The sequence below is a fragment of the Corallococcus sp. bb12-1 genome, assembly GCF_026626765.1.
GTDB classification, from domain to species: Bacteria; Myxococcota; Myxococcia; order Myxococcales; family Myxococcaceae; genus Corallococcus; species Corallococcus terminator.
Genome location: NZ_JAPNJZ010000015.1, coordinates 46,143 through 62,500, shown reverse-complemented (window position 1 = coordinate 62,500; position 16,358 = coordinate 46,143). Strand labels below are relative to the sequence as shown.

Here is a 16,358-nt window from a genome sequence, read left to right as displayed (position 1 = left end):
AGTGCCGACTTCATGAAGTAGCCACCAGGCGCCGCGAGGCGGGTTGGGGGTGAAAATGAAGTCTCCCACTTTAAGAAGAAGCAGTGAGAATCAAGCAATAAAGAGTCTTCCGGGTCTGCTGCGAAGAGCAGGGGCCTGGGCCTTGGCCTCGAGTTTCGACAATCCCGCCGGGAGGCGGGCGTGACGACAAGAGATCAGGGCAAGTAAGCTACTAAGGGCGTGCGGTGGATGCCTAGGTGCCAAGAGGCGATGAAGGACGTGGGTGGCTGCGAAAAGCTTCGGGGAGTTGCCAACCAAGCGTTGATCCGGAGATGTCCGAATGGGGAAACCCAGCGCGGCGAATAGCTGCGTTACTTCAGTCTGAATCCATAGGGCTGAAGAGCGAACCAGGGGAAGTGAAACATCTCAGTACCCTGAGGAAGAGAAAACAACGAGTGATTCCCAAAGTAGTGGCGAGCGAAATGGGAAGAGGCCAAACCAACGTCATGCAAATGGCGGTGGGGTAGCGGGTCCGCGGTAGGACTTTGACAGGCTAGTGGAAGCGTCCTGGAAAGACGCACCAAAGAGCGTGATAGTCGCGTACACGAAAGCCAGTTGGAGCTGAGCGGGTTACCCAAGTAAGACGGGACACGTGCAATCCTGTCTGAATCTGCCGGGACCATCCGGTAAGCCTAAATACTCCTTGGCGACCGATAGTGAACAAGTACCGCGAGGGAAAGGTGAAAAGAACCCCGGTGAGGGGAGTCAAAAGAACCTGAAACCGCATGTCTACAAGCAGTTCGAGCACTACGGCGCAAGCCAGTGCGAGAGCGTACCTTTTGCATCATGATTCGGCGACTTAATATACGTAGCGAGGCTAAGCCGATAGGTGGAGCCGGAGCGAAAGCGAGTCCGAACAGGGCGTTTAGTTGCGTGTATTATAACCCGAAGCGGGGTGATCTACACATGGCCAGGTTGAAGTGCGGGTAACACCGCATGGAGGACCGAACTCATGAAAGTTGAAAATTTCTGGGATGAGCTGTGTGTAGGGGTGAAAGGCCAATCAAACTCCGTGATAGCTGGTTCTCCCCGAAAGATATTTAGGTATCGGCTCGGGCAATTCAATGCCGGAGGTAGAGCACTGGAACGGCTAGGGGTCTCACCAGATTACCAAACCGTACCAAACTCCGAATGCCGGCAATTGTTATCCCGGGACGCAGTCAGTGGGTGATAACGTCCATTGGCAAGAGGGGAATAACCCAGACCGACAGCTAAGGCCCCCAAATCTAGTCTAAGTGAACACTAGAAAGGATGTGGCAGGTCATTGACAACCAGGAGGTTGGCTTAGAAGCAGCCATCCTTTAAAGAAAGCGTAATAGCTCACTGGTCAAGACAGGCCGCGCCGAAAATGTAACGGGGCTCAAGACTAGTGCCGAAGCTTCGGGTCATGCACGTCAAGCGTGCGTGGCGGTAGGGGAGCGTCCCAGTTGCGGCGAAGGTAGACCGAAAGGGCTGCTGGAGCGACTGGGAGTGCTGATGCCGAAATGAGTAGCGATAAAGGGGGTGAGAAACCCCCTCGCCGTAAACCCAAGGTTTCCTGGGTCAAGTTAATCTTCCCAGGGTTAGCCGGGTCCTAAGCCGAGGCCGAAAGGCGTAGGTGATGGCAAGCAGGTTAATATTCCTGCGCCATCTTGCAGACGTTGAACTGAGGGAGGACGGAGAAAGCTAGGCGAGCTGACGGGTGGTTGTGTCAGTCTAAAGACGTAGGGGTGTCGCGTACGAATAAAGGCGCGGCAGCTATCCCCGAGATCCCATGGCGCCCCGCAAGGGGTAAGTCGCTGATGCTCTGCTTCCAAGAAAAGTCCCGCAGGGAGTCTGCAGGGTGTCCGTACCGCAAACCGACACAGGTGGGTGAGGAGAAAATCCTAAGGCGCTTGAGAGAACTCTCCTCCAAGGAACTAGGCAAATTTCCACCGTAACTTCGGAAGAAGGTGGGCCTCTGGTAGGTGTAGGCGTACAGCCGAAGCCGAGAGAGGTTGCAGAGAAATGGCGGTAGCGACTGTTTACCAAAAACACAGGACTCTGCGAAGGCGACAAGCCGACGTATAGGGTCTGACTCCTGCCCGGTGCTGGAAGGTTAAGGGGATTCGTCAGCCGCAAGGCGAAGCGATGATCCGAAGCCCCAGTAAACGGCGGCCGTAACTATAACGGTCCTAAGGTAGCGAAATTCCTTGTCGGGTAAGTTCCGACCTGCACGAATGGAGTAACGACTTCCGCACTGTCTCGGAGAGGGACTCAGCGAAATTGAAATAGCTGTGCCGATGCAGTTTACCCGCAGCAAGACGGAAAGACCCCGTGAACCTTTACTACAACTTGACAGTGACACTAGGGATTGACTGTGTAGGATAGGTGGGAGCCTTTGAAGCCGGGCCGCTAGGTTCGGTGGAGGCAACGGTGAAATACCACCCTGTTGATTTCTGGTGTCTAACCATGTCTCGTCAGCCGGGACTGGGACACTGTCTGGTGGGTAGTTTGACTGGGGCGGTCGCCTCCCAAAAAGTAACGGAGGCGCGCGATGGTTCCCTCAGCCCGATTGGAAACCGGGCGTCGAGTGCAATGGCATAAGGGAGCTTGACTGCGAGACCGACAGGTCGAGCAGGTGCGAAAGCAGGTCATAGTGATCCGGTGGTCCTGAATGGAAGGGCCATCGCTCAACGGATAAAAGGTACTCCGGGGATAACAGGCTTATCTCCCCCAAGAGTTCACATCGACGGGGAGGTTTGGCACCTCGATGTCGGCTCATCGCATCCTGGGGCTGGAGCAGGTCCCAAGGGTTTGGCTGTTCGCCAATTAAAGCGGTACGCGAGCTGGGTTCAAAACGTCGTGAGACAGTTTGGTCCCTATCTGCTGTGGGCGTAGGATACTTGAGAGGCTCTGACCTTAGTACGAGAGGACCGGGTTGGAGGCACCGCTGGTGTACCAGTTGTCTCGCCAGAGGCATCGCTGGGTAGCCATGTGCCGATTGGATAACCGCTGAAAGCATCTAAGCGGGAAACCGACCTCAAGACCAGGTATCCCGGGCGCAAGCCCCTGAAGACTCGTGGAAGACTACCACGTTGATAGGCTGGGTGTGTAAGCGCGGTAACGCGTTAAGCTAACCAGTACTAATAAGTCGAGCGGCTTACTTTCCCCCTTCTCTTGCATGCCCCCAACCGGGGAGTAAGGGATTCGGGGCTAAGGCCGAGGCCAGGACGCGAAGCAAGGCGTCTGCCCGGAAGACAATAGCTATTTCACTCTTCTTCAATGAAGAGGCTTCACTCAAGCAGAAGCTTGCAACTTACCCTTCGTATGCACCGTCATTCGCTTTTCCGGTGGCAATGTCGGAGGGGTCACACCCGTTCCCATCCCGAACACGGAAGTTAAGCCCTCCAGAGCCGATGGTACTCCGCGGGAAACCGCGTGGGAGAGTAGGTCGCTGCCGGATTCTTTTTGAAGAGCCCCTGGCGCCGCAAGGCGCCAGGGGCTTTTGTCTTTGCGGGCTTGCTCAGCGCTTCGCCTGGGTGTCAATCCGGGCTACAGACCCCAGGCAGGAGACACGCGATGCCCTCCCTCCTGACGCGGCGCCCGGAGACCAAGTCTTTCAGCATCGAGGATCTGCTCGACCGCGTGCGGCGCGGAGAGGTGCGCATCCCCGACTTCCAGCGGCCCCTTCGGTGGACCGCGGAGGATGTGCGCGACCTGCTCGACAGCGTCTACCGGGGCTACCCCATCGGGACGTTGTTGTTCTGGCGGCGTGAGGCCCCTGCCTCCAGTGTGAGCTTCGGGCCCGTGCGCATTGATGCGCCTTCCACAAGCCAGGGGCTGTGGGCCGTGGACGGACAGCAGCGGGTCACTGCGCTCGCGGGCGTGCTGCTGCACCCAGTCTATGGGGATGAGGTGGCGCGCGATGATTTCCACCTCTACTTCGATCTGGAGACCGAGGAACTGCTGCCTCCGTCGCGGAACTCGGCGCCCCCTTCGCACTGGCTCCCGATGAACGAGGTGTTGGACAGCGAGTCGCTGCTCAACTGGCTCAACCGCTATCCCGATCGCGAAGCGCGCCCGGAGCACATCCGTGCCGCCATTCGTCTGGGCAAGGCGATCCGCGAGTACCAGGTGCCCGCCTACGTCGTGGACACCACCGACGAGAAGGTCCTGCGCATCATCTTCAAGCGCCTCAACACCGCGGGCCGGCCTCTCACCGACGAAGAGGTCTTCAATGCGCTGTATGTGGGTTCGCGCTCACTCAGCCTGGAGTCGGTGACGCAGGGGATGCGGGAGCTGGGCTTCGGTGCCATTCCGGAGTCGCTGTTGCTGCGTGCCGTACTGGCCGTGCGTGGCCTGGATTTCACGCGGGGCTACCAGCAGCAACTGAACCAGGACGACGACTTCACGGAGACCGTCCGGCGCACCGAGCGCGCGATGCGCGATGCCATCGTGTTCCTCAAGCGCGATGCGTTCATTCCGCACCTCAAGCTGCTGCCGTCCCCCGAGAACTCGCTCGTGCTGCTGACGCGGTTCTTCCAGTTGCATCCGGAACCTTCTCCCCGGTCGAGGGAGCTGCTGTCCCGCTGGTTCTGGCGGCATTTCGTCTTTGGTGGCTGGGTGCTCAAGCCCTCCGAGGCCCTGGAGGTCGTCGCGGCCGTGCGCTCCGATGAAGAACGCTCCATCCAGGCGATGTTGGCCCAGGTGGCCTCGCCCCTGATTCCCTGGTGGCTGGAGCCGGGGCTCCCCGTCATCCCCAATCCGGACGTGGCCCAGCCGCCCCTGGTGCTGCGCGTCATCCTGTTGTCCCTCCAGCCGCGCCACCTGCTGACTGGCGCGGTGTTGGAGCCGGGCGAGTTGCTCGACTCGGATGCAGGGGGCTTCCTGGACATCCTTCCGGTGGAGAGCACCCCGGAATGGGCGGTCCGCAGCGGGACCCTTCAGCGAGGGTTCCAACTTGTCGCCCCCTTCAACTTCCTCTTCCATCCCCCCCTGCCGGGAACGTCCGTCCTGGCGCTGCTCAGTCAGCGCTCGCTTCCAGACCCGGAGATCCTGGCCAGCCAGGGGTTGACGCCCGCCATGCTCGAATATCTGTGGCGTGGCGAGCCCATGGACTTCCTCCGGCAGCGGCGTGCACACCTGGAGCCGATGGTGCGCCAGTTCATCGAAGCCCGGACGCGTTGGGAGGACTCGGACCGTCCTTCCCTCCAATCGATGATCATCGACGATGGAGACGACTGACATGGACCCCAGGCATCCTTCGTCCACCTCCGGTGTCCTCGATGTCCTCATGGGCGATGTGCATGTCGGCACGCTCACGCTGCTCGCCGATGAGCGCATCGAGTTCAGCGTCTCCGAGGAGTACCGCCAGCGCTATCCACGCCCCGTGCTGGGCCAGTTCTTCGAGGACGACCTGTCGCGCCGGCACATCAGCCGCATGCGACTGCCACCGTTCTTCTCCAACCTCCTTCCCGAAGGCCCGCTTCGCGACCTCATCTCCGCGCGTGAGCAGATTGCCCGGCAGCGCGAGTTCTTCTTCATCGCCCACCTGGGGGAGGACCTCTCTGGCGCCGTCGTCGTCAGACCCGCGGGGGAGCTCCCTGTTCGCGATGCCCCCCTGGTCGAAGCACCCTCCGAGTCCGCTCCCTCCGACGGGGAGCCACTGCGCTTCTCGCTCGCGGGCGTGCAACTCAAGTTCTCCATGCTGAGGCGCGACCGGGGGATGACGCTGCCCATGGGCGGCAAGGGCGGTGATTGGATCGTCAAGCTCCCGGACAACCGCTACGACCGCGTGCCGGAGAACGAGCTGTCCGTGATGACGTGGGCCCGCGCCACCGGCATCGACGTGCCGGAAATGCAGTTGCTCAAGGTCTCCGACCTCCACGGACTTCCGGAGGGCATCACCCTTCGCGAGGACCTGGCGTACGCCATCCGCCGATTCGACCGGCCGTCGCCCGGACACCGCGTGCACATGGAGGACCTGGCGCAGGTGCTGGGGCTGTACTCGGATGAGAAGTACAAGAAGTACAACTACGAGACCATCGCCAACGTGCTGCTCAAGGTCGCGGGACTGGATGCGCTCCAGGAGTTCCTGCGGCGGATGGTGTTCATCATCGCGTGCGGCAATGGCGACGCGCACCACAAGAACTGGTCGCTCTTCTACCCGGACGGCACCCGTCCCACGCTGTCGCCCGCGTATGACTTCGTCTCCACCATCCAATACATGCCTCAGGACCAGCTCGCGCTGAACCTGGCGAAGTCCAAGCGCTTCGACGACGTGTCGCTGCAGAGCTTCGAGCGACTGGCGCGCAAGCTGGGGCTTTCCGATGAGGACGTCCTGCCGGTGGTGAAGGGGGCTGTCGAATCCGCGCTCGACACGTGGTCTTCGCTTCGCGCGGAACTGCCCATGCCGGAGCTGTTCAAACACCGCATCGAGGAGCACTGGAAGAAGGTTCCCCTCCTGCAGGGCGAGGTGAAGCGCGGCGCAGGAGGGCTGCGGCAGACGGCCAATGCCTTCTTCACGCTCTACAACGAGCTGCCCCGCCTGGGCCCCGGCAGTGATGACTGCACCCGCGAAGCCCTTCGCCGGTTGCCTCCGTTGGGGGCTTCTCCTCGCGTGCTCGACCTGGGCTCGGGCACGGGCCGGCAGACGTTCGTGCTCGCCCAGACGCTTGGGACCCGGGTCACCGCCGTGGATCTGCATCGGCCCTATCTGGAGCGGCTGGAGCGGGAGGCTCGGGAGCGGGGCCTTGCGGATGTCATCGTGACCCGACAGGAGGACATGGGCGCGCTGACGCTGCCTCCTGCTTCCGTGGACCTGCTGTGGTCCGAGGGCGCCATCTATGTGATGGGTTTCGGGCCGGGTCTGCGTCGCTTGCGGCCGCTGCTCGCGCCTGGGGGATTGGTGGCCGTCACCGAGTGCTCGTGGCTCACCGATGCCCGGCCTCCGGAGGCCGTCCGCTTCTGGTCGGAGGGTTATCCTTCCATGGCCTCCATTTCCGAAAACCGCGCCACCGCGGAGGCCGAAGGGTTCACCGTGCTGGACACCTTCACGCTGCCCGCATCTGCTTGGTGGGACGACTACTACACGCCGTTGCTCCAGCGCATCGAACGGCTGCGACCTTTCGCGGACCCCGCGCTGCGTGAGGTCATCGCCGCGGCGGAGCAGGAGGTGGGCCTGTACCGCCGCCACGGGGACAGCTACGGCTACGTGTTCTACCTGCTGCGTCTGCGTGAGCCTTGACTCTTGCTCGACGGATCCGTCCCTCCGTCAGAGGCACTCCGGCCCCTGCTGACGGATGGGGTTCCTGCTTCTGGGTCCGCGCTTGTGATTGTCAGGGAGTGATGCGGTCTTGGCGATTATAGGGATTGCGATTTCCCTGTCGCTGCTTGAGACGGGGAGGGTGGCGCGGGCGGGGACGAACGGGGAGGATGCCCGTCGGCCATGCCTCGTCCTGCTCCCGTCGGCGCCCCTGCCGGGGACGCTCCCACCGATGCCTCGCTGACGCTGCTCCGCATTCCTGGCGCGACGCAGGCGGACGCGGACACGTTCTGGCTCACGCGTGTGTACCAGGGCGACTCCATGCCGCAGTTGACGCTGCGCGCGGTGGTGCTGGGCGCGGGGCTGGGCATCCTCACCTGTGCCACCAACCTCTATGCGGGCCTGAAGACGGGCGTCGTGTTCGGCGTGGCCATCACCGCCGCGCTTCTTGCTTCCGCGACGCAGGGGGCCCTTCGCCGCGCTGTCCCTCGCGTCGCGGGGGCTCCGTTGTCACTGCTGGAGATGGGGTGCGCGCAGACGGTGGCCTCGTCGGCGGGGTATGCGACGGGTGGGGCGCTCGTGTCCGTGCAGGGCGCGTGGCTGCTGACGACGGGACATCACCTTCCTGGCTGGACCCTGCTTGCGTGGACGTTCCTGTTGTCCGCGCTGGGGGTCCTCTTCGCTGTTCCTTTCAAACGCCAGTTGGTGGACCGCGAGCAGCTTCCGTTCGCTTCCGGCACCGCCGCCGCAGCCACCGTGCGTGCTCTGCATGCGGGGGGCGATGCGTCCCGGCCCCGCTTGCGCATGCTGGGGGTGGGCGGGCTTGTGTCCGGGGCGCTCACGCTTGCTCGCGATGGCTTTGGACGCCTGCCCTACTCCTGGGCGTTTCCGGGGACGCTCGGTGGGGTTTCGCTGGAGCGGTTGGGGTTCGCGCTGGAGACGGGGCTGATGCCGGTGGGCGGGGGCGCGCTCCTGGGCTTGCGCATCACCGCTTCGATGTTGCTGGGGGCACTCTTTCTTCATGGCTTCATTGCGCCACGGCTGATGGCTTCGGGCGTGGTGCCCGTGGAGGGTGACTTCCTCGCCTGGGCGCTGTGGCCGGGCGCGGCGGCGCTCACCACCGCGTCGCTGCTTCAGTTCGCGCTCCAGGGCCGGGTGTGGGGCCGTGCGCTTCGGGGATTGTTCGTTCGGGAGCAGGGGGCCCGCCATCCGGTGGAGGCGCTCCAGGTTCCTGGACGGTGGTTGTTCGCGGGGCTGCTCGTGCTGACTCCCGCCACGGTGGCGCTGGCCTGGGTGGGCTTCGATGTGCCGGTGCCCCATGCGCTGCTCGCGGTCGCGCTGTCGTTCGTGCTGTGCCTCATCTCCTGCCGCGTCACGGGTGAAACGGACGTCAGTCCCGTAGGGGCTCTGGGGCAGGTGACGCAGTTGACGTATGGCGTGCTCCTGCCCGGCAACGTAGAGGCGAACCTCGCCACCGCGGGCATCACCGTCAACGCGGCTTCGTCCGCGGCCGACCTGCTCACGGACCTGAAGGCGGGGCACCTGCTGGGTGCGCATCCTCGTCGCGTGTTCCTGGCGCAGCTGTTGGGCTGCGTCGTGGGTTCGCTGGTCGTGGTTCCGCTGTTCTACTTGCTGGTGCCGGATGCTTCCGTGCTGGGCTCGGAGCGCTTTCCGGCCCCGGCTGCCACGGTCACCGCGGGCGTGGCCCGGGTGCTCGCCTCCGGACTTGGCGCGGTGTCGCCGGAGCTGCGCAGCGCCATGGCCTGGGCGGCGCTGGGCGCGGCCGTCCTCTCGCTCTGCGAGCAGGCACTGCCGGAACGCTTCCGCCGCTGGACTCCGTCTGCCGTGGGCGTGGGGCTGGCCTGCCTGCTGCCCGCGTCCACCTGCCTTGGATTCTTCCTGGGCGGGCTGGGGTGGGAGGTGGCTCGGAGGCTTCGGCCCGCTTCGGAGGGACCGGGGGTGACGCTGGCGGCCGGACTCATCGCGGGGGAGGGACTGGTCGGGGTTGGCATCGTCCTGGCGCGGGCGCTCTGGTAGCCTTTCGGTACCCGCATGCGCTGTCCGGTCTGTCACCGCCGCCTCGCTCCTGGCGCGGCGTGTCCCGTGAATGGCGTCCCCGCCGAGCCCGGTCCCCCTCCGGAGCTGCTGGCGCTTCCGGACGTCCCCGGCTTGTCCGGCGTCGCCTTGTTGGGCGTGGGAGGCTTTGCCCAGGTCTTCGTCGCGGTGCGGGAAGCGGACGGCCGCGAGGTGGCCCTCAAGGTGGGCCTGGGGCCGCACCACTCCCGCTTCGCGCATGAGGCCGAGGCGCTCCGACGCGTGGGGCCTCCCACGGTTCCGGCGGTGTTCGAGGAGGGGCGCGTCGGTGGCAGGCCCTTCCTCGTGCAGGAGTTGCTGCGAGGGCAGACGCTCGCGGCGTGGATGGCGGCGCTGCCCGGCTCCGGCGCTGCTTCCCTGGCTCGGGTGCGCGAGCTGCTCGCGGGGCTGTGTCCGGCGGTGGCTCGCGTGCATGCGGCCGGGCTGGCCCACCGGGACCTCAAACCGGAGAACCTCTTTCTTCGCGAGGGTGGCGCGCTGAGCCTGCTGGACTTCGGGCTCGCGCGGCGACTGGACGCGGCGGCGGATCATTCCGAGGAGGTGGGGAACCGGGCGGGGACGACGGTCTACATGGCGCCGGAGCAGTGTCTGGATGCTCGCGAGGCGGGTGCTGCCGCGGACATCTACGCGCTGGGTGTCCTGATCTTCGAGCTGCTCACCGGCACGCCTCCCTTCCATGGCAGTCCCGACGTGGTTCGCGAAGGCCACGTGAGTCAGCGCCCTCCGCGCGTCTCCGAGCGCGTCCCGGTGCCCGTCGCGCTCGATGCCGTGGTGGCGCGGTGTCTGGCCAAGGTTCCCTCCGAACGCTTCGCGAGCGCTCCGGAGGTGCTCGCCGCTTTCGATGCCGCGTGTGCCCAGGCCTCGCTTCCCGAGGTCATCGGGATGCCGGAGGCCCGAGCGCCAGCGGGAGTGGCCCTGGCGACGTTCTCGGGGGCTCGACCGGTGGCGGTGCTGGGACTGCGCACCTCCGCTTCGGTCGCGGGACTGGGCGCCACGCTGGAGCCGTTCGGTGGGGTGCTGGCCCGGGTCGCGAACGGCGGCTACCTGCTCGTCTTCTGTGAGTCTTTGTCCGCGGAGGCGAACCTTCGCGCTGGCGCGCTCGCGGCCCGTCGCCTGGTGGAGTCTGGCGCGGCGATGGCCGTCCTCCACCTGGCCGTCTTGTATGTGCATCCTGGCACCACCCTTCCTCGCGTCGCCGGGTCCGCGCTGGAGCACCCGGACTCCTGGTGGCCGGTGGCGGTCGCTCCGGGCGAGGTGTGGGTGACGCCTGCGGCCTCGGCGCGGCTGGAGCCTGGGTGGACCGAACCTTCGGAGGGAGAGGGGTCACGACTTCGCCTCCATGAGGACGAGGGGGCTCGCGTCGAGGGGGAGCCTCCTCCGTTCGTGGGCCGCGACGCGCTGCTGGACGCCTTGGTGGCGGATGCGGACCGCAGCCTCGCGGACTCTGTCCCGGGGCTGGGCGTGCTCTCCGGCGAAGTGGGGCATGGCAAGTCGCGGCTGCTCAATGCGCTCGCCTCGCGGTGGGACTCGGACGGTCGGGTTCGGGTGGTGCGGTTGCGCGCGCCTCCTCCGGATGCGTCGGTGGCGGATTCACTCCTGGATGCGCTCCGGGCTGTCGTAGGCCGCCCGTCGGCGGAGCCTCGCGTCCTGGCCGAGGCGCTTCTCGCGCAGGCCCGTGAGGCGCCTCTCGTGCTGTTGCTGGATGACGCGCACCTGGCGGATCCGCAGAGCCTGGATGCGTTGGAGCGCGCCACGCTCGCCGGGCCTCGCGCCCCCTTGTGGGTCTGCATGGCGGGACGGCCTTCGTTGCTGGGCTCGCGTCCCCACCTGGGCGAGCGCAGCGCACGTGCCTCACAGCATGCACTGCCGCCTTTGCCTCCCGAGGCGAGTCGCACGGTGCTCCTCCACCTGCTGCGTCCGGCGGAGCACATCCCCGAGCCCGTGCTGGCCCGCCTGGAGCAACTGGCGCAGGGCGTGCCCCTTTCGCTGGTGGAGCTGGCCCGGGCGCTCCGAGCCGCCGGGGCCCTGCGTTCTGCTCCGGGCGGTGGGTGGTACGTCGCGCCGGATGCTCTGCTGGATGTGTCGGTGACACCGCTCTTCGAACGGCTGGCGCCTCGCGTCCTGGCGGGCCTTCCGGAGGTTCACCGCGTGCTGGCTCGGCTGTGCGCGGTGCTGGGCACGGAGGTGGACGTGGCTCGGGTGGACGCGGCCCTGCGCCAGTTGGCGGCCGGACCGGAGTTGTCGCGCGCCGCGGCTTTGGATGCGGGGGCGGGGTTGCAGCGGTTGGCTCGCGCGGGCCTGCTGCGCCCTTCGGGGCCCGGGCGCTTCGCCTTCCGTCACCCGTTGCTTCGCGAGGCGCTGGAGGCCCTGCTTCCTCCCGCGCCCCGCCGCGCGCTGCACGCCGCCGCGCTGAAGGCCAGCGTGGGTGATGACGTGGTCGAACGCCGTCGCCGCGCCCATCATGCCGCGGCCTGTGGTGCCCACCTGGAGGCGGCTCGGGACTATCTGGCGCTGGCGGAGGAGGCCCGCGCCGGACACCTTCCGGTGGACGCGGAGCAGCACTACACGCGCGCGCTGGCGCTGCTTCCGGAGGCCGATGACGCTCGCCGCGCCCAGGCCCTGGCGGGACGGGGACGCGTGCGCCACCGGCTCCAGCGCTTCCGCGAGAGCCTGGCGGACCTGTCGTCGGCGCGGGCTCTCGCTCGGGCCCGGGCGGATGCGGCGCTGGAGGTGGACCTGCTACTGGAGGAGGCCACCGCTCGCGACTGGATGGAGGACTCGGACGGATCCGCGGCGTGCACTCGCGAGGCGCTGGAGGCCGTCGAGCCTTTGGATGCGCCGCGCTTGTCCCTTCGCTGTGGCCTGGCCCGGGGGCGACTGCATGTGCGCCAGGGCGAGTGGGCCGCCGCGGCCCGCGTGCTCGCTTCCACCGCGGAGGGCGCCGAGGGCGCGCGGGACCACGAGACGCTGGTGGTGTCGCTGGCGCTCCTGGGCGCCGCGCTCACCTTCCTGGACCGCGCACCGGAGGCCGCCGCTCGCTTCGACGAAGCGCTGGAGCGCTGCGAGGCCGCGAGCGATGGCCTGCACAAGGCCGCCGTGCTGAGCAACCGCGTCCTCTTGTGGCTGCGGCAGGGTGACGTGGCGCGGATGGAAGAGGACCTGCGTCGCGCCATGGCGCTGGGGCGCGAGCTGGCCCACGCGCAGATGGAGCGCTGGTCCACCTTCAACCTGGCGGAGGTCCTCTACATGCAGGGCCGCCTGGACGAAGCGCTGCCCCTGGCCCAGCGCGCGCACGAACTGGGCGTGCGCTTCTTCCGCGAACATCCCGTGCCCGTGGATGCGCTGCTCCTCGCCCGCATCCACGCCGCGGCGGGAGACGAAGCAGCGGCGGCCCGGCAGCTCGCCTGGATTGCACGGCGCTGTCCTCCAGAGTCGCTGCCTCCCACCGTCATCATGCGGCGGCTGGTGGAGCTCCAGGTCCATCAGCAGGCGGCGGGTGCCTTCCTCGCGCCGGAATGGGAGGCCCTGCTCTCCGAAGCGGACGCCCTGGCCTCTCCGGACGAGAAGGCCGAAATCCTCCTGCAGGCCACCGGCATCGCCCGACGCACGGGCGCGGTGCTGGAAGCCCGCACGTGGCTTGGGCGGGCCGGAAGCGCGGTGGCGGAGGCGCCCCTGTGGTCTACGCGTTTCCACGCACTGACGGCGGAGCTCGCCCGTGAAGCGCTGTAGCGCGAAACGCTACACCGACCCGTCGCCGTAACGTTTCGCGCTACAGGAAGACAAGGAGGGCACGCCTGGGGTTTCCTTCGGGGGTGGGGGCTGTGCTTGGTCCGGCCCGCCCCGTCCTCCGAATCCTGCCTAGGAGCGTTCGCGCGATGGCCTCCTCATTCTCTCGAGTCCCCTGGTGTTTCCTGCTGCTGGCCCTGGCCGGTTGCGAACCCGCGCTCCCGGAAGGGGCCGAAGTTGGAGGCTCCGACATCGCGTTGGGGACGAGCGAGGCGGAGATCCGCATCGCCAACTCGCTCTCGACGCGGGAGCTGGTGCTCAACGCCATCGCCGCGAACCACGCCGCGAACGAGGCCCTGGCGACGCACTCGCTGGAGTCGCTCTTCGACCCCGACGCGATGGTCGCCGGCGCTGAGAGCGCGCTCATCGCCAAGCAGCTGCGTGATCCGTACGCCCAGCGGTTCATGGAGTACCTGGTGGGCTGCGCGTTGACGGCAGATGAGAGCCTGGCGTGGCTCAATCCCCTCCATCCCACGGGCTCGCAGCTCAGCCACTGGCAGGGCGGCGCGGGCCTGTGCCCTCAGTGGCGCACGAGCGCTCCGTCCGATGACTCCGCATGCCTGAAGCGCGTGACGGCCTGTCTGCTGGCGCGCAACAACGCGCTGGGCTACCGCGTGGGCTTGTCGATGCGCGGAGAGATCCACGAGCCCCTTCTCTCCATCGCGGAGCCCTTCGCGCTGGACACCTGGGCGGCGCCCCTGGACCACGTCCAGGGCTCAGCGGCGTCGGTGAACAGCTCGGCGCCCTGTTCCGGTACGGCGGTGGGGGCGGGGCGCGACTGCGGTTGGACGATGCACTCGGTGGGGTGGTGCCCCGCGGGCCAGACGGTGTCGGTGGGCGCGGGTGGGCCGACGGGAGGCCCCTCCGCGTGTGGCGTGGGCGCGCCGCTGGGGTCCAGCGAGAATGCTCGCATGGTCATGCGCGTCTGCAGCGGCATCTCCGGGTGTGACAGCACGTCCGCGGGGCTGATGGCGGCGAGCGAGGGATGCTTGTCGGGTTCCTCGTCGCCCTGGCCCACGGCGATAACGAATCCCTCCGTGAGCATCACCTGCCCCGCGCAGGGCGGGTACTTCACGGTGATGACCGCGCCCTGGAACAGCACCGCGAGCGGGCGGGTGACCGTGGCGGTGACGGGGACGGCGCAGCTTCCGCTCTCCGAGCGGGGCGTGTACCGGATCCGCGAAGGGGCCTTCTACGGCAGCATGTTCGGCCCCGGAGCGCTGCGTGACGACATCGACGTGCAGGTGGTGAACGTGACTCGGGACCGCTACGTCATCAAGCGGCCCGAGCAGCGTCAGGTGAAGCCCATCTTCAACAACCTCTACTCCTGCTACGACCCGGGCTGGGTGCATGGCCTGGCCTACGCGACCTACCGCGTGTGCGCGCTGCCCGGCACGCACGAGGACTGCGCGGCCACGGTGACGGGACCCTGCTGGGCCGCCGAGGGCGAGAAGCAGTGCGACGCGCAGGATGGCTCGCTGTTCCTGGGCGATGGCGACTTCGTGGCGTGCCTGAGTCCGGCTGGGGACGTCTGGACGGAGCCTGTCACCGTGTTCCTGAATGGTTCGTGCGACCTGGTGGATGCGCAGCAATCCGACCTGTGCGCGCGCTGGTCGGAGCCGCAGCCTCCCCGGAAGGAGTACACGGGCCGAGTGTCGGTGCCCGTGCCGGCGCCAGCCCCGGTGCCGGTGCCAGTGCCGGGGACGGATCCAAAGGTGCCGGTGCCGGATCCAAAGGTGCCGGTGCCGGATCCAAAGGTGCCAGTGCCGAAGGTGCCGGAGAAGCGCTGAGCCATGGCGGGCAACGGCGAGGAGGACCTCTACGGTGAGGAGCTGCGGCCCGGTGCGCTCGTGGGCGACTGGGTGGTGGAGCGCATCCAGGTCCTGGGTCCGGTGTCCGCGCTGTACCGCGCGAGGCATGCGCATTCCGGCGTGCCCGCGGCGCTGAAGGTGTTGCACTCGCAGGTGGCCACGGCGGCGGTGGCGCTGCGGCGCTTCCGGCGCGAGGCGGCCACATTGCAGCGGCTGCGCCATCCGCACATCGTCACGGTGCTGGGGTACGGCGAGCTGTCGGATGGCCGGCCCTTCATCTCGATGGAGTGGCTGGAGGGCCAGGACCTGGCGGCGGAGCTGGCCACTCGCGGGCCGCTGTCGCCCCGTGAGGTCCTGGCGGTGATGGAGCAGGTGGGCGCGGCGCTGCGGGTGGCGCACGCGGCGGGCGTGGTGCACCGCGACCTGAAGGCGCAGAACGTGGTGCGGCTCGCGCAGGGGCGCGGCGGGCCGGCGGTGAAGCTGGTGGACTTCGGTGTTGCGAAGGGACTGGTGCCGGGGGCTCCGGGCAGCTCATCGCTCACGCACACCGGAGTGGTGCTGGGCACGCCGCTGTCGATGGCGCCCGAACAGATCCGCGGTCAGGTGCCCGACGCGCGCACGGACCTGTACGCGGTGGGCGTGCTGCTGTTCCAACTGCTCACGGGCCTGCCGCCCTTCCGGGGCACCACGCGCCACGAGGTGGAGCAGCAGCACCTCCACGCCCCCGCGCCACGTCCGGGGGAGCACGCGCCGGTGTCCGCGGCGCTGGACGCGGTGGTGCTCAAGTGTCTGCGCAAGGAGCGCGAGGAGCGCTACCCGAACGTGGATGCGCTTCTGGACGAGCTGCGCGGCGCGGTGCTCGGAGGCGCGGCGCCGGTGGAGGCGCCGCGCGCGTTGGGCCTGTATGTTGAGGGGCGGACTCCCGGCGAACCGGACGCCTCGGCGATGGAGGAGTTGGACGCGGGGTTGGAGCACGCTCACGCACTGGCGCTGGAGGCAGGGCTGGAGGTGCGGGTGATGGGCGGCGCGTGCCTGCTGGCCCTGGCGAGCCTGCCGGATGACGTGCTTCGCGAGCGGGAGCTGCGGGCGCGGGTGCTGGACGTGGGGCTCGCGCTGACGCGGGCCGATGCGCCTCCGGGCCTCTCCGTCACCGTGCACGTGGACCGGCTGGTGACCCGAGATGAAGCCCATGGATGGGGGGATGCCGCGGCTTCCGCATGGGACGACGCCGGTGGGGAAGGGGGCCTGCTCCACCTGCCTTCGTGGATCCAGGACGGGGGCGACGGTGCACTCGTCGTCACCGGCGCGGGGCTGCGTGGGCTGGAGGCGGACTTCGTCGCAAGCCCGGTGTCAGGCGCTCCGGACCGCTGGCGGCTCACGGCGCGGCGCTGAGCGCTTCAACG

Annotated in this window: 6 protein-coding genes and 2 rRNA genes; all 8 read left to right on the top strand. The window is 67.2% G+C overall.

Annotated features, from left to right (window positions below; all coding sequences use genetic code 11):
* Positions 1-201: 201 nt before the first annotated feature.
* The 8 genes from OV208_RS17495 (at position 202) to OV208_RS17460 (ending at position 16,347) form a co-directional block, all read left to right on the top strand.
* Positions 202-3,168, top strand: a 23S ribosomal RNA gene (locus tag OV208_RS17495).
* Between the two features lie 178 nt (positions 3,169-3,346).
* Positions 3,347-3,463 (top strand): 5S ribosomal RNA (rrf, locus tag OV208_RS17490).
* Between the two features lie 116 nt (positions 3,464-3,579).
* On the top strand, positions 3,580-5,244 hold the full coding sequence (locus OV208_RS17485; protein WP_267574973.1) for a DUF262 domain-containing protein: 1,665 nt from the start codon (positions 3,580-3,582) through the stop codon (positions 5,242-5,244).
* A 1-nt stretch (position 5,245) separates the two neighbouring features.
* Complete coding sequence (locus OV208_RS17480) at positions 5,246-7,246, top strand: HipA domain-containing protein (protein WP_267574972.1); 2,001 nt, start codon at positions 5,246-5,248, stop codon at positions 7,244-7,246.
* 201 nt (positions 7,247-7,447) lie between these two features.
* On the top strand, positions 7,448-9,301 hold the full coding sequence (locus OV208_RS17475; protein ID WP_267574971.1) for an OPT family oligopeptide transporter: 1,854 nt from the start codon (positions 7,448-7,450) through the stop codon (positions 9,299-9,301).
* Between the two features lie 15 nt (positions 9,302-9,316).
* Entirely contained in the window at positions 9,317-13,087 is a 3,771-nt protein-coding gene (locus OV208_RS17470) for a serine/threonine-protein kinase (RefSeq protein ID WP_267574970.1), read from the top strand.
* A 146-nt stretch (positions 13,088-13,233) separates the two neighbouring features.
* Complete coding sequence (locus tag OV208_RS17465; RefSeq protein WP_267574969.1) at positions 13,234-14,934, top strand: hypothetical protein; 1,701 nt, start codon at positions 13,234-13,236, stop codon at positions 14,932-14,934.
* A gap of 3 nt (positions 14,935-14,937) precedes the next feature.
* Positions 14,938-16,347 (top strand): serine/threonine-protein kinase, encoded by a 1,410-nt coding sequence (locus tag OV208_RS17460; protein ID WP_267574968.1) that lies wholly within the window; start codon positions 14,938-14,940, stop codon positions 16,345-16,347.
* The last annotated feature ends 11 nt before the right edge of the window (positions 16,348-16,358 follow it).